The sequence below is a fragment of the Blastococcus deserti genome (genome assembly GCF_042682525.1).
GTDB lineage: Bacteria > Actinomycetota > Actinomycetes > Mycobacteriales > Geodermatophilaceae > Blastococcus_B > Blastococcus_B deserti.
On record NZ_JBHUHP010000016.1, the window covers coordinates 162,588 to 186,654 of the forward strand.

The window sequence follows — 24,067 nt, forward strand, 5'->3', positions numbered from 1 at the left end:
CCAGGACGACGCCCAGCAGCAGCCCCGCTCACTCGGCCCATGCCCGGGCCACGCCGATCGGCACACCGCTGCGCAGGTGTACGGCCACCATCAGCCCGTCCCGTGGTCCGGGCCCGAGATGTGCCCCACGTACGTGGCGCACCCGAACGCGAAGACGACGATGCCCGACACGAGCACCACCAGCCGCGACACCGGTCCCGCATCAACGACCTGACGGAGTACCGGGGCAGCGAGCAGCACGTCCAGCACCAGCCGATCGTGAGCACGTCGAGCAGCGTTCCGAGCCCTGGCCCCACGCCGGCCGCGGCGACGAGGGCGACCAGGACAGCCCCTACCGCGACCGACGTCGCGCCCACGCCCACACCCAGGCGGTCGGCCAGCCCGATGTGGAGGACCTCCCACGGCGCCTCACCGAGCTCGGCGCGGGTGGTCAGCCAGACACCCGTGGCACTGAAGACCAACCCGACGAGGAGCTGGCCGACTCGCCCCGCCAGGCTGCGCCGCTGGATCAAAGGAACGGAGCACCCGCGGGCCAGACCATCGTCAGGATCGGAAGTGCGAGACGGCAGCGTGCATCTCGGTTGCCATACGGGTGAGCTCGTCGATCGCGGACCGTGCCTGCGCGAGCGCCCCGGTCGTCTGCTCCGATGCGGCCGACACCCCCGAGATGTTCGTCGCGATCTCCGTGGCGCCGAGGGCGGCCTCGCTGACCGACCGGGTCATCTCGCTCGTCGTCGCGGTCTGCTCTTCCACGGCCGAGGCGATGGTCGTCTGCCGGTCGGCGATCTGCTGCACGATCGCGGTGATCTCAGCGATCGCGGTGACCGCCGCCGACGTGTCGCTCTGGATGGCCTCGACGCGGGAGACGATGTCCTCGGTCGCCTTCGCCGTCTCCTGCGCCAGCTCCTTCACCTCGTTGGCGACCACGGCGAAGCCCTTGCCGGCCTCACCAGCCCTGGCGGCCTCGATCGTCGCGTTGAGTGCCAGCAGGTTCGTCTGCTCGGCGATGCTCGTGATGACCTTGACGACGTTGCCGATCTCGGTCGAGGACTCGCCCAGCTTCGCGACCGTCGCCGTTGTCGTCTCCGCTGCGCTGACCGCCCGCTCCGCCACCTGGCTCGCCTCGGCGGCATTCTGGGAGATCTCCCGGATGGACGCCCCCATCTGCTCGGCGCCGGCAGCAACGGTCTGGACGTTCCGGGAGATCTCACCTGCGGCCGCTGCCACGACGCCCGTCTGGACGCTGGTCTCCTCGGCCGATGCCGAGATCTGGGAGGACGAAGCGCTCAGCTCCTCCGACGCCGAGGCCACGGCGTCCGAGGACGCGACGATGGAGCCGATCATGTCGCGCAGCGTCGTGACGGCCGTGTCGAGCGAGGCTGCGGTCTGACCGACCTCGTCCCTGCGGAGGATACCGCTGGATCGCGTGAGATCACCGGCCGCGAGAGCGGCAGCGACCGCCCGCACCTCGTTCAGCGGGCCGACGATCCGCCGCGTCATGAGCACTGACACCGCCACGACGGCCAGCGCGGCGCAGATGATGCTTGCCACGATGATCGTGGTCAGCCGGTTGTGCGTCTCCGCGGCATCCGCCGCGGTCCCCGCCATGCGCTCCGTCAGGAGCGTCTTCAGCTCGGTCGTCAGTGTCCAGACGTCGTAGAAGGCGGTCAGGCCGTCGCCGGAGATGACCGCTTCTCCCGCAACCATCCCGGCGGGGGTTCCCTGCGCATACTCCGCGACTGCCCTGTCGTCGATCTCGGAGTACGCGACCATCGCCTGCTGCAGTCGTTCGAAGATCGCCGCCTCGTCCGCCGTCAGGTCGTCGGCGGGGAACGCGGCCAGTTCCTGCTCGAGCGCCTCTCGACTCGCGAGGAAACCGCCGCGGTTCTCCGCCGTATCCGCGACGGCGGCGGCAGGTCCGATGCGGCGCGCCTCCCAGGCGTAGGCCGCCTGCCAGCCGGACATGTCGGCACTCGCGGTCTCGATCCGAGCCACCGTGTCCACGACCTTGTGCAGGCCCGTGATGCGATCGAGCGACGCCTTGTCCTGACCGAAGCCGACGAGCGATAGGACGCCGATGGTCAGTGCGGCGAGGACCCCGACTGCGCCCACGGTGAGCATGGTCCCCCGGAGCCCCAACGACCGCCGCCGGCTTGGGCTGTCCTGAGCTCCAGGACCTTCCGGGGTCGGGTGTCCGGCCCCGTCGGGAGCATGCAGTGCGACGTCGTCGTTCATGCGGAATCTCGATTCTGGACCCAGGCCGGGTGTCCGCGGCTCACGGAAACGCGCCGTCCGCCTATCGGACGGCTTATTCGATAAACGGCGCGACCATGGCGCTTGTTGAGCCGAGTGCGACCAGAACCCGCCGTCGACTCAGGGAGCCGAGGACATGGGACTCGCTGTCCGACGACCGGTGGTCAGTGCCCCAGGTTCAGCTAGACCACGCCGGCCACCACGAGGACGACGCCGATCATCTGCCAGAGGGACAAGGCTTAGCCGAGGAACACCGCCCCGATCGCGGCGACGGCCGGCGTGCCCACGCTCGACAGGATCGCGTAGGCGAGCCCCCACGGCACCGTCTTCACGACGTGCGCCAGAAGCAGGATCAAGCGGTGCAGACGGCCCACGCGGCCAGCCGCCGAAGGAGCCGTGGCGGGGGACGTTCATCGATAGCGCAAGGAGCCGATGTTGTCGGCGAAGGGCCCTCTCCGACGCGTGCCGCGACGTGCCGGCGACGGTGCGACGCTATTCATCGATCGCGGCGATAAGGCACGTGGAAGGCACGGCGCCAACCCGACTCGGCTCGTATCAGCGCATACCTACCTGGACACCCCCACCCTTCCAAGCTGGCCATGCCGGTTCGATCCCGGTCACCCGCTCCACGCAAAACGGCAGGTTGTATGGCCTGTCAGACGTACTGGAGGACCCTCCGGGAGGCCCGTTCCAGGCCCTTGAAGACCCCCGGTTTTCCGCTGCGGGGGTATGGAGGGGTCACGCCCCTCGCTTGAACCGCCTAGTGAGACAGCCTGTCGGGCCGCCCTTCCGAGCCCGTGACCCGCTTGCGTCATAAGCCAACTCCTCAGGACCTTCGCTGCACGAGCACTCGAGACGCGCAGGGCGACCGCCACTTCAGGGCCGCGAGGCGGCACGAGACCCTCGCCCTTGAACGCCCTCGCCCTCAAGCGCCGCCGAGGCCGCGTACCTCCTCTGCGTCGTAAACGAGACAATCGAGACGGCTCACCGCCTACAGCCGTGGGAGGAAGCGGGGCCGCTACGCCGACTCGTCGTCGCACCGTGACGGTGCGTCCGGCCGCCTCACACTTCGGGTACGGCGGCCCGGACGATGACCGACACGGCGACGTGCGTCTGCCGGGCGGGCGGGATCAGGATGCGCATCAGTTCGATCACTTCGTCGGGGAACAGCGGGTAGAGCGCACAGTCGTCCACGCCCAGCGGCTGACGCGTCAGGACCTCGACGTCGACGAACCCGGACCGCTCCAGCTGGTGCACGAACTCGTCCTCGGCCAGCGCTCCGGCGACGCATCCGGCCCAGGCCGCGGGATGCGTGAGGATCTCGGCCGGCAGATCCTGTCCCACGGTGAGATCCGAGACGCAGAGCCGCCCGCCCGGTCGCAACACGCGGGCGCACTCAGCGGCCACCCGCGCCTTGCGCGCGGACAGGTTGATCACACCATTGGAGACGACGACGTCGACGGTGTCGTCCCTCAGCGGGATGGCCTCCATCTCCGCCTCGATGGGACGGATGTTGCCCAGCCCTGCCTCCGCGGCCGCCGCGCGGGTGCGCTCCAGCATCTCGCGCAGGAAGTCCAGTGCGATCACACGTCCCGACGGGCTGGTCCGCCGACCCGCGAGGATGGTGTCGATCCCGCCGCCGCACCCCACGTCGAGCACGGTCTCGCCGGGCCGCAGATCGGCGAAGCGCAGGTGGTTGGCCACGCCGAGAGCCCGGTCGACCGCCGCAGGCGGGACGAGCTCGAGCTCCTCCTCGCTGTAGAACTTCTGCGCCACGGCCGTCGTCGTGGGCGGGACCCTGCGGTATGCCTCCCGGACGATCCGCTTCACCTCGCTCGCGTGCATGAGGTCGCGTGTCATCGGCCCAGCTCCTCCAGGGTCTGCCGGAGACGACCGAGTACGTCGTCCGGGACGTTGTCGTGACGGGACCGCGCGAGGAACCGCTTCAGCTCCGCCACGAACTCCAGTTCTCCGCAGCAGCGCAGGCAGCGGGACAGGTGGTCCTCGATCAGCTCGCGGTCCGGCTCGCCGACGAGATCGTCGAGGTACTCCCAGAGCTGCCGGACGGTCTGCGCGCAGTCGATCATCGCCGGCCCTTCCTCAGCAGCCCACTGCTCTCGGCGTAGTCCCACATCTCCTTCTCGAACAGCTTCCGCCCCCGGTGCAGCCGTGCGAGCACCGTGCCGAGCGGGACGCCGAGCATCCGGGCCACCTCTTTGGCGAGGAAGCCCTCCATGTGGACGAGGACCAGGGGCACGCGGTAGAGCGGGGGCAATCGCATCAGCACCGCGTGCACGTCCTCGGGCCCGAACTCGGCGAGGAAGTCCAGGTGCAGCGAGTCCGAGTACGGGAACGGGTCCTCGTAGGCGATCTTCCGGTACAGGGAGAACTCCTCGACCTCGTCGAGATCGACTTCCTGCGGGTGGCGGGCACGCGCCCTGCCGCGGTCACGACAGCAGTTCACCAGGATCGCAGTGAGCCACGCCTGCCCGGCCGCCTCGTCGCGCAGCTGGTCCATGCTCTGGAACGCCTTCAGCAGGCAGTCCTGGACGGCGTCCTCGGCGTCCTCACCCACCAGCCTGCGAGCCAGGGACACGAGGCGCGGCAGCTGCTCCCGCGCCAGCGCGCGGAACTGCTCATGTCGGTCCCTGACTCGACTGTCCGCCGCGTCCAGGCCAACGGCCACCACGACTCCTAGGACGTCATGCACGACGTTCTTATTGCATCCGCCCGGAAGTGCAACAGCGGTCCGGCTGCTCGCCGTCCTCCTTGATGAAGGCCGGCGGAAGGGCCCCGGCCGGGGAGGAGCCAACGATGACCTCCGTCGACACCTCGGTGCTGGAATCCAAGGTGAAGGACCTCTACCGCCACGTCGCGGAGCAGCCGCACGGCCGGTACCACTTCGAGATGGGCCGGGCACTTGCCGAGCGTCTCGGGTACCCGGGCAACGTCCTGGACCGGCTGCCGCGGGCCGCCGTGGACTCGTTCGCCGGGGTCGGCTACTTCTTCGACCTGGCGTCCCTTCGCCCCGGCGAGCAGGTGATCGACCTAGGCAGCGGCTCCGGCACGGATTCCTTCGTCGCCGCGGCGGCCGTCGGGTCCACCGGACGCGTCCTCGGCGTGGACTTCACGCCGGAGCAGCTGGCGAAGGCCCGCCGGCTGGCGTCCGATCTCGATCTCGGCCAGGTGCATTTCCGTGAGGGCCGCATCGAGGACCTCCCGGCCGACGACGCGAGCTTCGACTGCGCCATCTCCAACGGCGTCATCAACCTCTGCCCGCGCAAGGAGCGGGTCTTCGCCGAGATCGCGCGCGTTCTCCGGCCCGGCGGGCGCGCGGCGATCGCCGACATCGTGACCGAACGCCGCCTGCAGGAGTCGATCACGTGCGACCCGGACCTCTGGGCCTCGTGCATCGGGGGTGCGGCGCAGGAGGACGACTACCGCACGGCCATCGAGGCAGCCGGCCTGCGGGTCGTGGTGGAGCGCCGCAACCCCTACCAGTTCCTCTCGGGACGGGCGCGCGGCGCGAGCGCCACGTACGGGGTGAAGAGCCTGTCCCTGCTGGCAGCGAAGCCACGCAACTGAGACCGGGGTCGTCGAGACCCTCTTGGAAAGGAGATGACCATGACCACCATCAGCCACCGTTCCGCGGTCGACAGATCGGGATCCCTCCGACTCGGCGGCGCCATCATGGCCCTCGCCGGCTTGGCCTTCATCGGTTACGCCGTGATCTTCTTGCTCCGCAACTTCACGGGTCCGTTCCTGGAGCTGGGCATCGGCCCCGCCGAGGTCGGCGTGGACCGCGACGAGCTCCGCGCGTTGGACGTCGGCCTGTACGAGTACGTCTCCCACCTGCACATCGCCGTCGCCGGCTTCATCGCCGCCGCCGGCCTGGCCACCGCCGCGCTGTCGTGGTTCGGCGTGCGCCGGGGTGAGGTCTGGGCGTACGTGACGGCCGTCGCCACGCCGGTCCTCGGCCTGGCCGTCGCGCTCCCCGCCCACTACCCGTACGACCTGGACACGATCGGTCACCTGGGCTTGATCTACCTGGCGACGGCGGTGTTCGTCGTGGGGGCCCTGATCGCGCTGCCAGCGGTGCTCGAGTCCCGGGCGCACGGGGTCACGACCGAGGACGCCCTCCGGTAGGGCGGCGATCCGGCACACCACGCACACCACACGACTGAGAGAGGAAAGGAGAAGGTGATGTCTTTCGTGCAGACCATCGCGGTGCGAGCCACCGACGAGGCCGCCATGCGGGACCTGATCACCACCTGGCACGCCGACCAGCACGGCACGGCCCCCGGCTACCAAGGCGCCCGCGTCCTGGCGAATCTCCAGCAGCCCGGGGAGTACCTGCTGATCGTCGACTTCTCCTCCAGGGAGGAAGCGGAGCGCAACAACTCCCGCGCCGAGACGGCCGCCTGGGCCGACCAGCTCAAGACGCTCATCGCCGGCGAGCCGGCCTATGCCAACTGGCGCACCGTGGCCGACACCAACGCATGATCGCTGGTCGGAGACCCATTGCGGCGTCGCCGGTCCGAACGGCCCGTCGCGACCCGCAGCCGTCGCGACCCGCAGCCCCGGTGGGCTCCGCTGTACTTACCCTTCGGACCGGCTCGCGGTCGGGCCACCCGAAGCCCGGTCGCGAGCCGTGTGACAGCCGCGACGCCGCCGGGTCGGGAGCCGCCCGAAAGCGGCCCGGTTCGTTGCTCGACGGATCCGACCGCGACGCGGGGGGAAGGTTCCATGTCGGCGAACCCGCGCCCCGCGACTTGCGGCCGGACGCCCGACGAGTGAACCGGCCACCGTGTCGACGACTCGATCTGGGGCGCACGCGGAGACGGAGAGGCATGGGGGTGACTCGCTTCGACGCCCTCAGGCCGCGCTGCTGACCCCTCCCGTCGTAGCGCGCAGTCGGGCGCCATGCCGGTGTGGGTGGTTCTGAGCGGCGACAGAGTCCCTTCTCATATCCGCTGTCGAGCGGGAAGGCGAAGCGACTCGAGCACGAGCGCCACACCCTGCTCGGGCCCTGCACCGTCCGGGTGATCCGGCTGGGTGACTGCGAGGAGGGCCAGGGCGGTGATGGTCAGGGCGGTGCGGTCGTGACGCAGCGCGAGGCGTTGGTAGGACAGCCGCCCGCCGAGGGGCGTTCGACGACCCAGCGGTGGCGCCAGCCGCTGGCTGGAGTCGACTCCGATCCGGGCCATGCGGGTGATGCCGCGGCGGCGTAGGTAGCGGCGGACCCGCGGGTCGGCGTAGCGCTTGTCCCCATGGAGCTCGTGCGGTCGGCGACGGGAATGGGCACGGCCACCGCGCTTGATCGGCGTCATCCGGTTCAGGATCGGTTCGACGAAGACTGTCGGGCCGGTTGGCGCCGGAGACCAGCACGTTCAGCGGCAGGTCCCCGGCACTGCCGAGAGCCGGTCCAGCGCCCGACGCCCAGCGGCGTGGAGTCCCCGGACCTGCGCGGGCCTCCGGAAATGAAGCCCATGTGATCCCACTGTGATGCCGGGACGCGGCCGCACCCTGCTCGTGCGGTTCGGTCGCCGTTCAGGGTGTGTCACCGGCGAGTGAGGTCCACCGCCGGGTCGCTCTTGGCAGAAGAGATGCCGCCCGGGGAGCGCCCCAGCGCCTGTCAGTGCGGTCACCCGACTACCGGATCCGGCGCCCTCGGCGGTCATCGCGTCCGCATCACCGGGGCTCGACGGTCCTTGGGCATCAGCGCCGGCAGGCCGTACGTCTCGGCCCCGGCCACCCACCGGTAGCAGTGGTGCGAAAGACGCCGGCGGCCTCACAGGCGACGGTCACACCGATCAGTCACTTCCCGGGGATGACGACCACTCCTCCAGCGGAAACGGCCTTCCCCGGTGCCGGTTGCTCGGCCGACCGCCTGGCGGGGGTCGGGTGGGGGCGTTCTCCCGCGGCGCCGCAACTACCCGTTGCGGTCCATCTCCGACTGCCCACTGAGGCGGTCAGGCTGTGTGGCAGGCCGCCCGCTGATCGACAGTCCACACGGCTCGACGGCTAGGACCGGACCCGGCTCCCGGCCAGGAGCCGGGTGCACACCGCCTGATCGGCGGGTCGTCCCTGCGATCTCCGTTCGGGAGGGCCGGCTGACATCCTTCATGAGTCGCCAACGGACAGGAGACTCAGATGACCGGCGGTTTCAACCTCCCGAAACCAGAGTTCGACATCGAGGCCACCGTCGAGCGCGCGATGGCGCTGATCAACCGGACCCTCCAACCCTCCCTCGAAGAGGCCCAGAAGGCCGTCGACAAGGTGCGGGCGGGCAGGCCCCTGGTCGCGCCGGGAGACCTGGTCAACCAGGTGACACGGGGAAACCGGATCAGGGCGGCGCGAGCGGTCTCCTTCTCCCTGCCGTCGATCCTGCCGGGTGTGGGCACGGCGATCTCGGCTGCCGCGGTCCCGGTCGCCTTGCGGGAAGTCCTCAAGGAGGCGGTGAGTGCGACGATCAAGGTTGGATTGCTCCACGACAGAGACCTCACCGACCCCGAACTCACCCGCATCGCCGTCCTCCTGGTCCTCACGGAGGGGGCGGTCAAGCTGGACAAGACCGGGAGGATCCGTCCCGACGCCATCCTGGGACCCCACGCGTCGCTGATCGGGAAGGCCGCTGCCTACGACGCCCTGGCGGCCCTGACGGCGACGCAGCGGCAGGAGCTCGCCGCCTCCCAGTCGGAGATCCTCCGGGCATGGGCGCTGGCGGTCGGACCGCCCCTGCTGGCCGGGCTGTTGCCCTTCGGCCTGGGTCCCATGGCCGCCGCGAACTACATGCAGTACGTCCTGAAGGGCACGATCACGGCCGCCGCGAGGGTCTTCGGGCCTCCTGCCATCGTGCCGGTGGCCGTCGAGGAGATCCCCGACCGTGAGGTCCAGCAGGACGATCAGGAGTCCTGAGCCGCCACGTGAGCCGTTCCGGGCGGCCAAGCGGAAGCCGGCGGCCTGGCCGAGGTCAGGCAGATCTGCACGGGCCGCGTCAGCGCCGTCATCCCGACCACACGATGCACCTGAGCGTTACGGCCACCGTCGACCGGCCGGGGCTCGGCGGTCTCGCCGACGACGGCACCGGCCGGGCGCCTCCCTTCGGCCCGGCCGGAGCGGTCGTCCGCCCTGGCGCTGCGCGCCGGCCCGGCGTCGCCGATGGGGTGGACCCGCCGCTGACCGTGCTGACGGGCGTCCCGCCATGAGCAGGCCGACGCCCTCACCAGCCCCTGGCCGGTGGGTCGACGAACGCCTTCACCCGGCCGGACAGGCGGCGTCAGGATGACTTCCCTGTGACGTCGTCGCCGATCGCCGACTTGCGACGAACGATCAGACGAAACGGGTGTGCGGCCGCGGCAGCGCCACGCCGTCGACCTCGATGTCGACCTTCTCGTTGTAGAAGGCGACGAGGCCGGCGATCGGTAGGAGCTGTCGCGTCGGGAACGAGTAGGACCAGGCGATGTCCTGGTACGCCTTCGGCGTCATGCCCTCGACGCGCAGGGACCAGTAGTCGGAGGTGACTCCCTTGTACGGGCATGCCGTCTGGGTGTCGGTCCGGACGAGCTGCTCGAGGGCCACATCGGTGCGGCGGATGTAATAGCGGGTGAGCAACCCGGTCTCGAAGACCAGCACCGGGCTCGTGGTGTCGGCCAGCAGGTGACCGTCCAACTGCACGCGGACGTGGCGGTGTGACGGCAGCGCGTCGACCCGGACGTAGGGATTGCGAGGATGGACGAACACCTGCTCGTCCTCCTCGTACCAGGCGTCGAGGGCGGCCCAGTCGAAGCGGGCGGTGCCGGCGATCCCGTCGACCGCGTCGGCACCGAAGAGGCGCACGCTGCCCGGACGTTCCTCGCCACCCGCCCGCAAGCCGTACCGGCGCGCGGTTCCGCGTTGCAGCCGCAACTCCCGCCCCTCGTCGACCAGGACTGCCACGTCGATGTCCTCGACCGGGATGTAGTACTGGGGATAGAACGGGATCTCCCACACGTAGCGCGCACGGACGGAGTCGAAGACGGTCCGGCCGCCCAGGGTGGCCCGCACGCGCCGCGGTGCAGGCTCGACGCGACCGGCCTCGGCCGCCATCGCGGGATAGTCGCGGCCCGCTGGCGCGGATCGATTCGTCATGGCTCCTCCGGACGATGTACTCGGGCTGCGGCAGGGCACCGGCGTGGCGCTGTCAGTTCGGGAAGTTGAGGTCGGCTGCACCGAAGGGGACGTCGAAGCGATCGCACCAGATGACGACGCTCGTGTACGCGGTGCTGTCGACGTCGGCGGGGACGACGTAGTTCTGGCCCCCGACGTTGCCCTTGAGCGGCCCGAGGTCGACGTACTCGTCGTCGAACGCGTCCTCCGCGCCGAGCGCCGAGTTCCTCGTCAACCAGACGACCAGCACCGGACCGTTGGACGTCGCGAAGCCTTCGAATCGGAGAATCACCCGGCCGTCGGGCAGGCGGAGAACACGAGCCGTGCCGACGGTCTCGTGCTCGCGGGAGGCGAAGCTGCCCGTCGCCAGTTCCACGGGCGCCGCTGCCGCTGTCGGAGCGGGCGGTCCCGAGGCCGCCGGCGAGGGTTCGGCCACCGCGCTCGGCAGCACCTCGTCGACCCGCTGGTCGTACAGCAGCTTCTGCGGCTGGAACCAGATCACCGTTGCGGCCGCGAGGACGGCGAACCCGACCGCCGCCGGCCCGACCCATCTCCCGCGCCACAGCCGCGGGCGCTGTTCGGGTGACCCCGACCCGGTGCCCGGCTCGTCCGTACGGACCGGGGACTTCTTCGCACGCGTCATGGCAGATGGTCTCCGCTGCGCTCTGCTTCGTTACGGAGGCGGCAGGTGCGTCCGCCGCACCGGCCCGCCGCGCTGACCGCCACCAGCGGTCAGGCGGCCTGCCGGATGTCGCCGGCAGGAACCCCGCTCGCGGCGGCGAAGGCGTAGGGGTGCGCGAACGCGTAGCCGGCCTGGTCGGCGCCTGCCTCCAGCTGGAGGCAGAACCCGGAGCGCCAGTTCCAGACCACGACGAGCGCCTCGCCGGTCCACGTGTCCCAGAACAGCGTGACCTCGACGGCACCCTGCTCGCGACGGGCGAGCTCGAGGAGCCGCGACCCGTTCCTCGTGCTGCGCGACATGACCCACCACTCCTGACCTCGGACGAACGGCCCGGTCCGCCGTGGCGACGATGCCTCGCGGCTCGCCGCCCGCCGGGACGGGACTCCATCCCTTGTGTCGGACCACGCCCGCCGGGGGTTACACGACCGGCCGCCCACCCCGGTGAAACGTCGGGTTCCGAGCCGGGACAGCACGTGCAGGAGCCGGCGACCACCGGCGAGCGCGGAACGGGAGGCGCGGGCGTGGGTGCTCGGGGCAGCAGGCGCGGCAGCACCGACCGGGCGGCGAACGATGCGCAGATCCGGACCGGCGAGCGGTGAGCGACCTCCCGGCGGACGCCTTCCTGAGGGCTGACGCAGGCTTCGCCGCGGTCACCGGAGCGCATCGCTCGCTGTCCGTCCTCGCCCGGTGGGACGCCCGCGAGGGCCCGACGCACCTCGGATCGGACGAGGCCCTCTACGTCGCCACGACACCCGGGGGCCGGCCGCCCGCGGCGCCGGGCGAGCGCATCGCGCTGGACGGCGACCGGGTCGGCCCGGGAGCCGAACGGGTGACCCCCGTGCCCGGCAGCGCGGTGATGCCGAACGGCATGACCGCGTGGACCTCCCGCCTGCTCGCCTGCGAGCACGGCGGCCTCGACCCCCCGGCGCGCCTGTCCTCCCTCGACTGCCGACCGGGGCGACGACGACCGTCGTCCAGCACTACGGCGGGCGGCCGTTCGACTCCCCGGACGACGTCGTGGCCCGGCGGGACGGCCGGTTCCTGGATCGATCGCTGCGGAAGGAGGAGCTGCGGCGCGCGGACCTCGAGGCCGCGCTCCGGACCCAGGCCGCCGACGGTGCCGACGACGTCGCCGAGGCCGGCCTCGGTCCCGGTAGGAACATCGTGGTCTGGCTGAAGCCCACGCGGATGCCCGCGACCCGCGGACATCGACGCCGTCCTCCGGAAGCTCGACGCGCTGCACCGCGCCGTCGAGGGCGTCGCGACGGCAACCGGCCGGCATCAGGCCCGCCCACGAGCACGGGTGAGCGCGGCCGCGGGATCAGGGGTCGCGCCGGACCTCGGCCGACTCCACCTCCAGCAGTTCCAGCCCGAGGTCCCGGAGGCGGTCGAGGACCCCGAAGAGGGCGGCGGAGTCGCCGCAGACCCCGGCCAGCGCTGTCCGCTCCCGGTCGACGCCGGCGAGGCGCAGTGGCTCGAACGCAGCAGCAAGGCGCTCGGTGAGAGTCCCGCTCACCGTGATCCGGTAGAACCGCTCGGGCATGCCTCCAGCGTGCTCCGCGGGCATCCTGGAGACATCCACCCCGCCCGCAGCTCACCCGGGTGAGATCGCCTCCGGGAGGAAGCGACCCGAGGCCCGATCGGGTGAGGCTGACGAGCAGCCAGCCCGGGGAGGACCGATGCCTTCGCTCAATCGCCCGGCGCTCACCGACACCGACCCCGCCGACAGGGGCACGGTGGGCGAAAGGGCCCCCGTGCCTCCGGAGGAGGAGCTGCTGGACCGGCTGCGCGCCGGGGACGCCGCCGCCTTCGCCGCCGTCGTCGACGCGTGGTCGCCGGTGATGCTGTCCGTCGCGCGGCGCTACGTGCACGACCGGCACGCCGCGGAGGACGTGGTCCAGGAGGCGTGGCTCGGGGTCATCAGCGGGATCGGGCGCTTCGAGGGGCGTTCGTCGGTCCGGAGCTGGGCGTTCTCCATCGTGATCAACCGGGCGAAGAGCCGGTTCGCCCGCGACACGCGGCTCGTGTCCTCCCCCGAGCTCACCGGCTCCCCGACGTCGGGACCCACGGTCGACCCGGCCCGGTTCCGAGGGCCCGACGACGCCTACCCCGGGCACTGGACCTCGACCGGCGCACCTCGCCCCTGGGACCAGCCGGAGAACGGCCTGCTCAACCGGGAGGTCCGCGAGCGACTGGAACGAGCACTGGCTGAGTTGCCCGAGCGACAGCGCCTCGTGGTGCAGCTGCGCGACGTGCAAGGCATGTCAGCCGAGGAGACCTGCGCGGCGCTGCACCTGTCGGCCGGCAATCAGCGCGTCCTGCTGCACCGCGGCCGCGCCGCGCTGCGCGCCGCGCTCGAGGACTACTACGACCGCTGATGGTCCATGCCGAGAGCCGCCGCTACCGGCGACTCGCTGCCGGGTGAACCGGGTCGGAGCAGCTCCAGGGACCGGGCGCGCAGGACCGCGTCGTCCCGCGAGTGGGCGACGAGCTTCCGGTAGATGGACCGCAGATGGGTCTTCAGGGTGTTCGGGCTGACGAACAGCGTGCCGGCGAGCTCACGTTGCGACTTCGTGGTCGGGAGCAGAGCGAGGATGGCCAGCTCTCGCTCGGTCAGCGACTCGGCCAGCGCCGCAGCGGACGGGCGGACCCGGCGGGCCAGTTCGGCGGCGTGGCCGGCGGCGACGAGGGCCTCCCCCACCGGCCACGGGCGGCGGCCAGCCGCGCCGCGGCCAGGGCGGGGACCTTGACGACGGCGTAGGCCCGGGCGAGCACCTGCTCCGCCGCCCGGAGATCTCCGGTCAGGACCCCGACCATCGCCTCCCCGTCCAGGGCGTGGATCTGGGCGAGCTGGTTCTCGGTGTGCTCGGCCTGGGCCGCCGCACGCCTCAGCCGCTCCCCCGCCTGCTTCAGGTCGCCGAGCCAGAGCGCGCAGATCCCGCTCACCAGGTGCTGGACGGTGACGAGGAAGGAGTCGGTGCGCCGACCCCGCAGGGCGCCGAGCCGCTCCACAGCACCTGGCACGTCTCCGGCCATGAAGGCGTGCAGCGCCCTGAGCACTCCGACGTGGACGTCGTCCGCCGGCAGCCGCCCGGCGTATCGGGGTGGTCATGGCCGGGCTCCGGTGTAACGCCACCCGTTCCGCGCGGGACTGCGGGGCATGACGATGACCGCACCGCAGGTCTTGATGACCACGCGGGCGAGCTGGCACCGGCTGGCCGAGCACGTTCTCGCCGCGGGTCAGTTCGCCGCCCAGGGCACCATCCGGCTGCGGCCGTATCCCGGAGGCTTCGCCACCACGGTCGGCTTCGGTGACCGGCAGCTGGCCGTCGCCGGCGACGAGCTGCTGGTCATCCGCCACGACGCCGTCCGCTCGGAGCGGCTCACCACGTTGGGCCGAGCCGCGCGCTTCGCCGGCGTGGAGCTCGGGCTGCGCGGCAGCTACCCGCCCGCCACGTCGGCCGACCCGGATGCGCCGCTGCCGGTCGATCCGACGGCTGCCCGCTGGCTCGCCGACTGGTTCGCCCTCGGCGACGCGGCGCTGCGCCGCTTCGCCGAGGAGGTCGGCGAGCCGATGGAGCCGGTGCTCTGGCCCGAGCACTTCGATCTCGGTGTCGTGCTGGAGGCCGTCAACTACGGCTGTTCGCCCGGTGACGCGGCGCTGCCGGAGCCCTATCTCTACGTCGGCCCGCACGAGGGACGGCCGTCCGTCGACCCCTTCTGGAACGCCGCCTTCGGAGCCGCATTCGGCGCGCACCACATCGTCACGACCGACGACGCCGTCGCCTTCTTCTCCGAGGGACGTCGACAGGTACTCAGGGACAGGAGCAGGACGTGAGGGGTCTGCAGGGCAAGAAGGCGCTGGTGACGGGCGGTAGCTCGGGGATCGGCCAGGCGATCGCCATCCGGCTGGGCGAGGAGGGCGTCGACGTCGCCATCAACTACGTCGGTCCGCGAGAGGGCGCCGAGGCGACCAAGGAGGCGATCGAGCACGGCGTCGAGATCTGCATGAAGGAGATGTCGGCCGCCGGCACCCATCCGATCCTCGTCGCCGCGGACGTCTCCCGGGAGGAGCAGGTCGCCGCGATGTTCGAGCAGGTGCTCACGGAGTACGGGCGAATCGACTTCCTGGTCAACAACGCGGGCATCCAGATCGCCGCCGACAGCGACGAACTCCCGGTCGCCGCGTTCGACAAGGTGCTCGCGGTCAACCTGCGCGGCGCGTTCCTGTGCGCCCAGCAGGCGATCCGCTCCTGGCTGCCCTCGGGCACGGGCGGCAGCATCGTGAACGTCTCCAGCGTCCACCAGCTGATCCCGAAACCGCGGTTCGTCGGCTACTCGGTCTCCAAGGGCGGCATGCAGAACCTGACGCGGACGCTCGCGCTGGAGTACGCCGGCCGCGGCATCCGGGTCAACGGGATCGGTCCCGGCGCCACGGTGACGCCGATCAACCGCTCCTGGATCGACGATCCGGTCAAGAGGCGGATGGTGGAGAGCCACATCCCGATGCGCCGCGCCGGCGGGGCGGAGGAGATGGCGGCGGCCACTGCCTTCCTGTGCTCGGACGAGGCCGCATACATCACCGGACAGACGCTGTTCGTCGACGGCGGGCTGACCCTCTACCCGTCGTTCGAGACCACCTGGTCCTCGGAATGACGACGCTGTCGCACCGGACATCCGTCGCCGAGCGGACCGCGGGGTGGTTCCCGTCCCGGTGGGGTCCGGACGACCAGGCCGGAGGGCTCAACGAGATCACCCCGGCGGGCGTCCTCGCCGCGGTCTCGCTCGTGCGCAGCGGCCGCGTCTTCGACCTCGCGCACGTGCTGCACGCAGACGTCCCCGCGTTCCCCGGCCGCACGTTCCGGTCGTATCTGACGACGAACTACCACTACGTCAACCGCCGGCGGGCGGACGGGAGCCCCGAGGGCTGGGGTCGCAACGCGGTGAACTGGATCGTCGAGCAGATCACCGCCACCCAGCAGATGGGCACCCACCTCGATGCCTTGAACCACCTGCAGGTCGGCGACCGCACGTACAACGGGCACCGGCTGGCCGACATCGTCGAGGACTGGGGCACCAACCGGCTCGGCGTCGAGACGCTGCCGCAGATCGTCACCCGCGGCCTGCTGCTCGACATCGCCGCCCTCCGCGGCGGCGACCGGCTGGAGCCGGGGGACGTCGTGACGGTCGCCGATGCGGAGGCGGCCCTGGAGGGCCGCCGGCTGCGCCCGGGTGACGGCGTCCTGTTCCACACGGGCTGGGGTGGCTGGTGGGGAGTGGACGACGACCGCTACTCCGAGGGTGAGCCCGGGCCCGGCCGCGACCTGGCCGAATGGCTGGCCGCCCACCGCGTGGCGCTGACCGGCTGCGACACCTGGAGCTACGGCCCGGTGCCGCCGGAGGACCCGGCCGAGCCGTTCGTCGTCCCGCAGACGCTCAACGTCCGGCACGGCGTCGTCGTGCTGGAGAACCTGCGGCTGGCCGAGGCCGCCGCGGCCGGGCTGCGCGAGTTCCTGCTCGTGGTCAGCCACGCCAAGCTGCGCGGCGCCACGGGTGCGTGGGTGACGCCGCTCGCGATCACGTGACACCGCGAGGAGACACACCATGACCGAGCACGCCGACGTCATCGTCATCGGTTCGGGGGCGGGCGGGGGCGCCGTCACCTGGGCCTTGGCCCCCACCGGCAAGAAGATCCTGCTCGTGGAGCGGGGGGACTATCTGCGCCGGGAGATCCAGAACTGGGATCCGCAGGCGCTGTGGGCCGACAAGCGCTACCACAACAGCGGGCAGTGGACCGACGGCGCCGACGGCCACCGGTTCTCCCCCAAGCAGCACTACTACGTCGGCGGCAACACCAAGTTCTACGGGGCGATCCTCTACCGCTTCCGGAAGCGCGACTTCGGCCCGGTCCAGCACGTGGACGGCGTCTCCCCCGCCTGGCCGATCTCCTACGCCGACCTCGCGCCGTACTACGACCGCGCCGAGCAGCTGTACCAGGTGCACGGCACTCGGGGCGAGGACCCGGACGACCCACCGGCCGGCGGACCCTATCCGTGGCCGGCCATCACGGATGAGCCCCGGATCGCGCAGCTGCGAGCCGACCTCACGGCCGCCGGCCTCCACCCGTTCTCGCTGCCGAACGGGATCCTCATCGACGAGGCCGAGCCGCACCGGTCGGCCTGCATCCGTTGCGCGACGTGCGACGGCTTTCCGTGCCTGGTCAACGGCAAGGCCGACGCACAGGTCATGACGGTGGAGCCGGCGCTGCGGCACCCGAACGTGACGCTGCGGACGCGGGCGCGGGTGACGCGGCTCGAGACCGATCCCTCCGGGCGCAGCGTGAGCCGCGTTGTCGTCGACCGCGACGGGCAGCGGGAGGAGTACACGGCTGACGTCGTCGTCCTCGCGGCCGGTGCGATCAACTCCGCCGCGCTGCTGCTGGCGTCGGCGGACGACCGGCATCCGGCCGGTCTGGGCAACGGCTCAGGTCACGTCGGCCGCCACCTGATGCTGCACAACAACTCGGGGTTGGTCGCCTTCTCGAAGACGCCCAACCCCACACGGTTCCAGAAGACGCTGGGGGTCAACGACTTCTACTGGTCCGACCCGTTCGACCCGGACTGGGACTACCCGGTCGGCTCCATCCAGATGAACGGCAAGAGCGACGCCGTGCTCATCGGCTTCGACGTCCCCGACGCGCGGGATCCGGCCGATCTCGCGCGGCACTCCATCGACTTCTGGTTGACCACAGAGGACCTGCCGCTCGACGAGAACCGGGTGACGGTCGACCGGGACGGCGCCATCACCCTGCGCTACACCCGGACGAACGCCGCCGAGGTGAGCCGCCTGCGCATGCGGCTGCAGGGTCTGCTCGACTCCATCCGGTGCGAGCAGGACGTCTACGAGAACCGGCAGTACGCGGGAGGTCAGCTCGGTATCGGCGGCGTCGCGCACCAGAACGGCACCATCCGGTTCGGGCCCGACCCGGCCACCGCGCCGCTGGACCTCGACTGCCGCATGCACGAGGTCGACAACCTCTACGTCGCCGACTCGAGCTTCTTCGTCTCCAGCACCGCGGTGAATCCGACGCTGACGATCATCGCGAACGCGCTGCGGGTGGCCGACGGGATTGCCGACCGGCTCGGTGCCCGGACAGCCGCGTCCGCCGGTCTGCCGACGCCGCGGCAACCGGATCCAGCCGCCAGCCCGGTCCGCTGACCTGGTTGCCGGGCCACTGCTGCCGGGGCCGAGCGGTCCCGGCAGCGGTGGCTCCGCCTGTCCACAGGTCGAGCGTCACCGGGCCGGGCGCAGCAGATCAGGACCAGCTCCCCGCCGGGAGCCTCGAGCGGCTCGGGGTCGTAGCGGACCGCTCCGTCGGACGACGGACGTCGCGCAGCTGTGGCAGACGCCGGTGCGGCACGACCAGCGCACCGGCACCTCGCGGGCCTCGACCAGGTGGAACTCCGGGCGGCCGTGCCCGGTCAAGCGGGCCTGCATCCGCGGGTCCGCGAGCCGGACGCCGACCGTGCAGCTGGGGACCCGAGGCTGCGTGCCCTCGAAGCTGTCGTCGCCGATGGCCAACCGGTCGTCCACGCAGACCTCGTCGTCGGCCGCCTGCGCGTCCCCGTTCCCTCCCCGTGTGCGCCCCACCGGCGTCAGCTCACACCGGCGTCGTGCCGATAGAGGTCTCCGACCTGCTCCCCCGCCGCGCGACCGACCGTGGGCGGCCGACGCAGACGGCGAGCAGGCCGAGCTCATCACCGCACGAGGTCGGCACCGTCGATCGGCACGGGACTGCGCCTCCGGCCGGGCTCGGATCGGCTTGGCTCGGGCACCGAGGTGCCCCCCGGACGGCCCAGGACGCCGAGCGCCGCTGCCGGGAAGATCAGCACCGACAGCAGGCCGGCGAACACCAGCGCCGCGGCCGTGGTGGCGGACAGCCGCCCCGTCTCCGTGCCGATCTGCGCGGCGGTGACCAGGAATGGCAGGGAGGTCGCCTGCAGCAAACCGGCGGCGAGCCACCCCGGCCGTCCCAGGGAGCGGCGGTACAGCACCGCTGGCAGGCCGCGGACGACGAGCAGGGCGAGCAGGAGGACCGGCACCTGGAGGAAGGTCGCGGGTGCGTCCAGCAGGCCGCGTAAATCCAGCTGCACCCCGCTGCTGACGAAGAAGACCGGGATCAGGAACCCGTAGCCGATGGCATCGAGCTTCGCGCGGAAGCGGGGGTGGGTGGAGGAGTCGCGGTCGACCAGACCCACCAGTGCGCCGGCGAGGAAGGCGCCGAGGATCGTCTCCAGCCCCAGCCGCTCGGCCAGCGCCACGAAGGCGATCAGGATCAGCACGACCAACCGGACGCGGATCTCGGCCGTGGTGTCCTGCAGCCGGACCAGCACGTCGCCGAACCGCATGGACATTCGAACCCGGTCGGCGCCGAGCGCGAGCACCACGACGAGGACGCCGAACCCGGCGAGGACGGCCGCCGTCGTCCCCGCGCCGCCGCCGGAAGCAGAGAAGAGCAGGGACAGCAGCACGATGGCGGCGAAGTCGGCGACCGATGCCGCCCCGATGACGGTCTGCCCGACGGCGTCCCTAGCGCGACCGGCGTCCTTGAGCACCGGCACGACCAGTCCGAGCGAGGTCGCCGTGAGGGCGATGGCCAGGAACAGGGGGGCCGACGTCCAGCCCGCGGCCCGCGCACCTCCCACCACCAGCACGGCGAGCACGAGGCCGAGCGCGTAGCCGAGGCCGGTGACAGCGAGCAACCGCCCGCGCAGCTCGCGCAGATCGATCTCCAGCCCGGCCAGCATCAGCAGGAAGGCGAGTCCGAACAGTGCCAGTACCCGCACCGGGAGATCGGCCGCGACCCAGCCGAGGACCGACGGACCGAGCACCACCCCGGCGACGATCTCCACGACCACCGACGGAACGCGCAGCCATGGCGCCCAGCCCAGCGCCAGCGGGACCGCCGCCGCGACGGCGGCGACGATCAGCAGGTTCGTGAAGCTGAGTTCCGGCACCGAGGGCCTCCGGACGAGGTCAGAGACCGGCCGCTTCCAGGGCGTGCAACCAGACCTCGGCGACGGTCGGGAAGGCGGGGACCGCGTGCCGCAGCTCGCTCAGCGAAAGGTGCGCGGCCACCACGACGGCGGCCGAGTGCAGCAGTTCCTGGACGCCGCTGCCGGTGATCGTGGCGCCCACCAGCACGCCGGACGCCTCCTCGACCACGAACCTCGTCGTGCCCTGCAGCCCGTCGCCCAGCACGTATGAGCCCGGCACGTCGCCGGTGCCGACGTCGATGACACGGACGGCGATCCCCCGCTGCAGCGCCTCGGCCGCGGTCAGGCCCACCGCGCACACCTGCGGATCGGTGAAGGTCACCCGGGTCACGGCGTCCCGGCTGGCCCGGTCGCGGACGTCCCGGCCGGTGATCACGTCGGCGGCGATCCGGGCCTGGTACTTCCCCATGTGCGTCAGCGGAGCCAGACCGGTGCAGTCCCCGACCGCGAACAGCCAGGCGCCGGGAACCCCGATGGCACGCAGCCGGTCGTCGACCTTGACCGGGCGTCCGGGTCTCAATCCCACGGTGCCCAGACCGAGGTCGTCGGTGCGCGGGCGGCGGCCGGCGGCCACCAGCACCTCGTCAGCGATGATCTCCTGCCCGTTGCTGAGCGTCGCGTGCACCGGTCCGTCGGTGCCGTCGCGTCCGATGGCGGCCAACCGCGTGTCCACGTGCACGGCGATGCCTTCCCGCTCGAAAGCCGCCAGCACTTCCTCGCCGGCGAACGGCTCCTCGTGGGGCAGCAGTCTCGAGCCGGCCTCGACGACGGTCACATCCGCAGCGCCCAGCCGGAAGAACGCCTGCGCCAGCTCGAGCCCGACGGCCCCACCACCCAGGACGAGGAGCCGACCCGGCACCTCCTTGGCAGCAGTGGCCGCCCGGTTGTCCCAGGGCCGCACGTCGGCGAGCCCGGGCACCGGCGGCAGCACCGCCTCGCTGCCGGTGGCGAGGACGACCGCGCGCCGAGCGACCAACTGAGGACCACCGTCCACCCGCACCCGACGCGTGCCGGCGAGCCGCCCGGTTCCCCGCAGCAGCCGCACACCGTGATCGGCGAGCCAGCGCTCCTGACCGTCGTCCGTCCAATGGGATGTCATGTAGTCGCGACGGGCGAGCGCGGCCGACACGTCGACCGGACCCGTCACGGCCGCCGCGGCGCCCGGCACTCGGGCGGCCGCCGCCAGCACGTCGCCCGGCCGGAGCAGCGTCTTGCTCGGGATGCACCCCCAGTAGGAGCACTCCCCGCCGATCAACTCGGCCTCCACCAGCACGGTGTCCAGGCCTCGGCCGGCGCACCGGCCGGCGAGGACCTCTCCCGCTGGCCCTCCTCCGATCACGACGACGTCGGCCTCTAGTGCTGCAGGGCGGAACTGGGACATCAGGCCTCCTCGGACTCCATGCCGTCGTCCACCGTCGCCCGCCCGGCGTTACGCGTAACAGGCCGCCGCTCGCCAGGACGAAAGAACCAGACCCCCTGACCTCCGGGAGACCCCCATGAGCTCCACCCCCATCGCCGACCACGCGTTCCTCTCCGACCGGCACTCGTGCGCTCTCGTCGACCGCGGCGGCACTGTCGTGTGGTTGTGCTTCCCGCGCTTCGACGGCCCGTCCGTCTTCGCCGCGCTCCTCGACGACGACGCCGGTCACTGGTCGGTGCGGCCGGAGGCGGAGTGGACGGCGACCCGTCGCTACGCCGGGCGCTCGCTGGCTCTCGAGACCACGTTCCGGACGGCAGGGGGCGAGCTCCAGCTCACCGACGCGCTGGGCCTGGGCCCGGACAACGAGGGGCACCGGCTCGGCAGCAACGTCCCGCACGTCCTGGTCCGCCGGCTCGAGTGCACCTCCGGAGAGGTCGACGTGCTGGTCGACTACCGGCCGCGGCCGGAGTACGGGTTGATCGCCCCGCTGCTGTCGCAGGTGGACGGCGGGGTCGCCGCCCGGGGCGGCGCTGACTGGCTGGTGCTCACGCTGCCGGCCGAAGCGACGCTCGAGGACGGCCGGGCGCGGGCGCGGCTGCGCCTGCGTGCCGGCGATGTCGTCCATCTGGCGCTGCAGCGCAGCACCCTGGGTGACCCGGTGTCCGCGCATGTCTGGTCCCAGACGGACCTGGCCGACCTGCTCGACCGAAGCCTGGCGTCGTGGGAGTCCTGGTCCGACCTGCACCAGTCCTACGACGGGCCCTGGGCGGATCTCGTGCACCTGAGCGGCCGCGTGCTGCACGGGCTGTCGTACCAGCCCAGCGGCGCCGTCGTCGCCGCCGGCACCACCTCGCTGCCCGAGGGCGTAGGCGGCGAGCGGAACTGGGACTACCGCTACGCCTGGGTGCGCGACGCCAGCTTCACGATGGAGGCGCTGTGGGTGGCCGCCTGCCCGGACGAGGCGGAGGACTTCTTCGGGTTCATGACCACCGCGGGGGCCGGCGGCATCGGCCCGGACACGTCGCTGCAGATCATGTTCGGGGTGGGCGGCGAACACGACCTCAGCGAACGGACACTCGACCACCTCCGCGGCTGGCGGGACAGCCGGCCGGTGCGGGTGGGCAACGACGCATGGAATCAGCAACAGGTCGACGTCTACGGGGAGCTCCTGGGCGCGGCCGCCCGCCTGGCCGACCAGCTTCCCGCGCTGGACGAGGAGACGCGCTGGTTCCTCGCCGCGTGTGCCGACACCGCCGCCGTCCGCTGGCGCGACAAGGACCAGGGCATATGGGAGGTGCGCGGGGAGCCGCAGCACTTCCTGTACTCCAAGGTCATGTGCTGGGTCGCCCTGGACCGGGCGATCGCGCTCGCCCCCCAGTTGCGCTGCGAGCACCGCGTCGACGAGTGGGCGAAGGTCCGCGAGGAGATCGCCGACACCGTGCTGGAGCAGGGCTGGAACGAGGAAGCGGGCGCGTTCACCCAGTACTTCGGGTCCACGGCTCTGGACGCCTCCAACCTGATGCTGCCGATCGTCGGTTTCCTCCCCGCCGACGACCCCCGGATGCTGGCCACCATCGACGCGATCGCCGAGCGGCTGACCGACGAGCGGGGTCTGGTGTTCCGCTACCGCACGGAGGAGGGGGTCGACGGCCTGGCCGGCGAGGAAGGCACGTTCCTGCTGTGCACCTTCTGGCTGGCCCAGGCGCTCGCACTGTCCGGCCAGATCGAACGCGCCCGCGAGGTCTTCGAGCGGGCCGTGGCGTACGTCAACGACCTCGGCCTCCTCTCGGAGGAGGTCGATGCGGTCACCGGCGAGCAGCTCGGCAACGTGCCGCAGGCGTTCAGCCACATCGGACTGGTGAATGCGGCATGGGCGATCGACCAAGCGGCGCACGGTCGATGATGGGATCAGCCGGCGCCGGTGAGCCCCGTGTGCTGGTGCGCGTGGCGCTCGTCGGCGTCTCGGTCACCGCCTCGGCCGACTCCCGGATCCGTCAACGGGTCGATACGGGTGCCGTCGCGAGTATGCCGGCCCGCGGGCACGCGAAGCTGGACCACGTGTACCGCGGCGTCGCGGGGGAAGGAGCACGAGGTGGCTGAACCTCCGGCGCCGCGACCCGCCGACCGGGATGTCCTGGAGATCGCCTGCCAGGAGTTCGTCGAACTGGTCACCGACCATCTCGAGGGAACCCTGCCCGAGGATGTCGAGCGCGCCGTCGCCGCGCACCTCGAGCTGTGCGAGCCGTGCCGGATCTACCTGGAGCAGATCCGCGGCACCACCAGCGCGCTCCGCGCCCTGTCCGGCCCCACGCTGCCCCAGCCCGCACGTGAGCGGCTGCTCCACGTCTTCACGACCCTGCACGCCGACGAGCGTGGCGACAGTCCCTAACCGCTCGAACCAGACTCTGTGCCTCTTACCCGCGGCTTCGGCCGTCGCGCTGACTCCCCTCAACAGAGGCACGCTGAAGGCACGGTGCGGGGCAGGCACCCCGATGACCAGCCAAGATG

Annotated in this window: 25 protein-coding genes and 2 pseudogenes; 11 read left to right on the forward strand and 16 right to left on the reverse strand. The window is 71.6% G+C overall.

Annotation, left to right across the window (positions count from 1 at the left end; translation table 11 throughout):
* Positions 1-90: 90 nt before the first annotated feature.
* From ACFSHS_RS16430 to ACFSHS_RS16455, 7 genes and pseudogenes are all read right to left on the reverse strand, one after another.
* Positions 91-249, reverse strand: a complete 159-nt coding sequence (locus tag ACFSHS_RS16430) for a hypothetical protein (protein ID WP_376878411.1) — start codon at positions 247-249, stop codon at positions 91-93.
* A gap of 68 nt (positions 250-317) precedes the next feature.
* Positions 318-512, reverse strand: a pseudogene (locus ACFSHS_RS22585) (DUF6198 family protein); the annotation flags it as partial.
* 31 nt (positions 513-543) lie between these two features.
* On the reverse strand, positions 544-2,121 hold the full coding sequence (locus ACFSHS_RS16435) for a methyl-accepting chemotaxis protein (protein WP_376878413.1): 1,578 nt from the start codon (positions 2,119-2,121) through the stop codon (positions 544-546).
* Between the two features lie 371 nt (positions 2,122-2,492).
* Entirely contained in the window at positions 2,493-2,609 is a 117-nt protein-coding gene (locus ACFSHS_RS16440) for an SMR family transporter (RefSeq protein ID WP_376878415.1), read from the reverse strand.
* A 706-nt stretch (positions 2,610-3,315) separates the two neighbouring features.
* A complete protein-coding gene (locus tag ACFSHS_RS16445) occupies positions 3,316-4,113 on the reverse strand; it encodes a methyltransferase domain-containing protein (protein ID WP_376878417.1) in 798 nt (265 codons plus the stop codon).
* Positions 4,110-4,340 carry a zf-HC2 domain-containing protein gene (locus ACFSHS_RS16450; protein WP_376878419.1) on the reverse strand — a complete coding sequence of 77 codons (231 nt, stop codon included), beginning with the start codon at positions 4,338-4,340 and terminating at the stop codon, positions 4,110-4,112. The genes ACFSHS_RS16445 and ACFSHS_RS16450 overlap by 4 nt, the downstream gene beginning before the upstream one ends.
* On the reverse strand, positions 4,337-4,939 hold the full coding sequence (locus ACFSHS_RS16455; protein ID WP_376878421.1) for an RNA polymerase sigma factor: 603 nt from the start codon (positions 4,937-4,939) through the stop codon (positions 4,337-4,339). The genes ACFSHS_RS16450 and ACFSHS_RS16455 overlap by 4 nt, the downstream gene beginning before the upstream one ends.
* A 128-nt stretch (positions 4,940-5,067) precedes the next feature.
* Between ACFSHS_RS16455 and ACFSHS_RS16460 the strand changes: the two genes are divergently transcribed.
* The 3 genes from ACFSHS_RS16460 to ACFSHS_RS16470 are packed head-to-tail and all read left to right on the forward strand — an operon-like array spanning position 5,068 to position 6,756.
* A complete protein-coding gene (locus ACFSHS_RS16460) occupies positions 5,068-5,838 on the forward strand; it encodes a methyltransferase domain-containing protein (RefSeq protein ID WP_376878423.1) in 771 nt (256 codons plus the stop codon).
* A gap of 39 nt (positions 5,839-5,877) precedes the next feature.
* Complete coding sequence (locus tag ACFSHS_RS16465) at positions 5,878-6,399, forward strand: hypothetical protein (RefSeq protein WP_376878425.1); 522 nt, start codon at positions 5,878-5,880, stop codon at positions 6,397-6,399.
* Between the two features lie 57 nt (positions 6,400-6,456).
* Complete coding sequence (locus ACFSHS_RS16470; protein WP_376878427.1) at positions 6,457-6,756, forward strand: putative antibiotic biosynthesis monooxygenase; 300 nt, start codon at positions 6,457-6,459, stop codon at positions 6,754-6,756.
* A gap of 461 nt (positions 6,757-7,217) precedes the next feature.
* Here the strand turns inward: ACFSHS_RS16470 and ACFSHS_RS16475 are convergent.
* Positions 7,218-7,716 (reverse strand): annotated as a pseudogene (locus tag ACFSHS_RS16475) (transposase family protein); the annotation flags it as partial.
* 690 nt (positions 7,717-8,406) lie between these two features.
* Between ACFSHS_RS16475 and ACFSHS_RS16480 the strand changes: the two are divergent.
* Positions 8,407-9,171, forward strand: coding sequence for a hypothetical protein (locus tag ACFSHS_RS16480; RefSeq protein WP_376878429.1), 765 nt, complete (start codon positions 8,407-8,409; stop codon positions 9,169-9,171).
* 414 nt (positions 9,172-9,585) lie between these two features.
* Here ACFSHS_RS16480 and ACFSHS_RS16485 read toward each other — a convergent pair whose 3' ends face one another.
* The 4 genes from ACFSHS_RS16485 to ACFSHS_RS16500 all read right to left on the reverse strand — a co-directional run bounded on the left by ACFSHS_RS16485 (position 9,586) and on the right by ACFSHS_RS16500 (position 12,626).
* Complete coding sequence (locus ACFSHS_RS16485; protein WP_376878431.1) at positions 9,586-10,383, reverse strand: DUF427 domain-containing protein; 798 nt, start codon at positions 10,381-10,383, stop codon at positions 9,586-9,588.
* A 52-nt stretch (positions 10,384-10,435) separates the two neighbouring features.
* Positions 10,436-11,044: a DM13 domain-containing protein gene (locus ACFSHS_RS16490; RefSeq protein WP_376878433.1), complete on the reverse strand. Its 609-nt coding sequence runs from the start codon at positions 11,042-11,044 to the stop codon at positions 10,436-10,438.
* An 89-nt stretch (positions 11,045-11,133) separates the two neighbouring features.
* Positions 11,134-11,382 carry a hypothetical protein gene (locus tag ACFSHS_RS16495; protein ID WP_376878435.1) on the reverse strand — a complete coding sequence of 83 codons (249 nt, stop codon included), beginning with the start codon at positions 11,380-11,382 and terminating at the stop codon, positions 11,134-11,136.
* A gap of 1,022 nt (positions 11,383-12,404) precedes the next feature.
* Positions 12,405-12,626 (reverse strand): hypothetical protein, encoded by a 222-nt coding sequence (locus tag ACFSHS_RS16500; protein ID WP_376878437.1) that lies wholly within the window; start codon positions 12,624-12,626, stop codon positions 12,405-12,407.
* 136 nt (positions 12,627-12,762) lie between these two features.
* On the opposite strand from ACFSHS_RS16500, the gene ACFSHS_RS16505 reads away from it, so the two are divergent.
* Positions 12,763-13,461, forward strand: coding sequence for an RNA polymerase sigma factor (locus ACFSHS_RS16505; RefSeq protein ID WP_376878439.1), 699 nt, complete (start codon positions 12,763-12,765; stop codon positions 13,459-13,461).
* On the opposite strand, the gene ACFSHS_RS16510 is transcribed toward ACFSHS_RS16505, so the two are convergent.
* Together ACFSHS_RS16510 and ACFSHS_RS16515 are read right to left on the reverse strand one after the other, a co-directional pair.
* Positions 13,449-13,784: a LuxR C-terminal-related transcriptional regulator gene (locus ACFSHS_RS16510; RefSeq protein ID WP_376878441.1), complete on the reverse strand. Its 336-nt coding sequence runs from the start codon at positions 13,782-13,784 to the stop codon at positions 13,449-13,451. The genes ACFSHS_RS16505 and ACFSHS_RS16510 overlap by 13 nt on opposite strands.
* Complete coding sequence (locus tag ACFSHS_RS16515) at positions 13,697-14,029, reverse strand: hypothetical protein (protein ID WP_376878443.1); 333 nt, start codon at positions 14,027-14,029, stop codon at positions 13,697-13,699. Before ACFSHS_RS16515 ends, ACFSHS_RS16510 begins: the two co-directional genes overlap by 88 nt.
* Positions 14,030-14,243: 214 nt before the next feature.
* On the opposite strand from ACFSHS_RS16515, the gene ACFSHS_RS16520 reads away from it, so the two are divergent.
* The 4 genes from ACFSHS_RS16520 to ACFSHS_RS16535 are packed head-to-tail and all read left to right on the forward strand — an operon-like array spanning position 14,244 to position 18,301.
* Entirely contained in the window at positions 14,244-14,921 is a 678-nt protein-coding gene (locus ACFSHS_RS16520) for a hypothetical protein (RefSeq protein WP_376878445.1), read from the forward strand.
* A complete protein-coding gene (locus ACFSHS_RS16525; protein WP_376878447.1) occupies positions 14,918-15,739 on the forward strand; it encodes a glucose 1-dehydrogenase in 822 nt (273 codons plus the stop codon). The genes ACFSHS_RS16520 and ACFSHS_RS16525 overlap by 4 nt, the downstream gene beginning before the upstream one ends.
* Positions 15,736-16,668 carry a cyclase family protein gene (locus tag ACFSHS_RS16530; RefSeq protein WP_376878449.1) on the forward strand — a complete coding sequence of 311 codons (933 nt, stop codon included), beginning with the start codon at positions 15,736-15,738 and terminating at the stop codon, positions 16,666-16,668. The genes ACFSHS_RS16525 and ACFSHS_RS16530 overlap by 4 nt, the downstream gene beginning before the upstream one ends.
* A gap of 19 nt (positions 16,669-16,687) precedes the next feature.
* On the forward strand, positions 16,688-18,301 hold the full coding sequence (locus tag ACFSHS_RS16535; protein ID WP_376878451.1) for a GMC oxidoreductase: 1,614 nt from the start codon (positions 16,688-16,690) through the stop codon (positions 18,299-18,301).
* Positions 18,302-18,840: 539 nt separating this feature from the next.
* Here the strand turns inward: ACFSHS_RS16535 and ACFSHS_RS16540 are convergent.
* Together ACFSHS_RS16540 and ACFSHS_RS16545 are read right to left on the reverse strand one after the other, a co-directional pair.
* Positions 18,841-20,100 (reverse strand): cation:proton antiporter, encoded by a 1,260-nt coding sequence (locus tag ACFSHS_RS16540; RefSeq protein ID WP_376878453.1) that lies wholly within the window; start codon positions 20,098-20,100, stop codon positions 18,841-18,843.
* A 19-nt stretch (positions 20,101-20,119) separates the two neighbouring features.
* The gene (locus ACFSHS_RS16545) at positions 20,120-21,520 is read right to left on the reverse strand and encodes a dihydrolipoyl dehydrogenase family protein (protein ID WP_376878455.1); all 1,401 of its coding nucleotides are present in this window, start codon (positions 21,518-21,520) and stop codon (positions 20,120-20,122) included.
* Between the two features lie 115 nt (positions 21,521-21,635).
* On the opposite strand from ACFSHS_RS16545, the gene ACFSHS_RS16550 reads away from it, so the two are divergent.
* Complete coding sequence (locus tag ACFSHS_RS16550) at positions 21,636-23,462, forward strand: glycoside hydrolase family 15 protein (protein ID WP_376878457.1); 1,827 nt, start codon at positions 21,636-21,638, stop codon at positions 23,460-23,462.
* 189 nt (positions 23,463-23,651) lie between these two features.
* Entirely contained in the window at positions 23,652-23,948 is a 297-nt protein-coding gene (locus ACFSHS_RS16555) for an anti-sigma factor family protein (protein ID WP_376878459.1), read from the forward strand.
* Positions 23,949-24,067 lie beyond the last annotated feature (119 nt).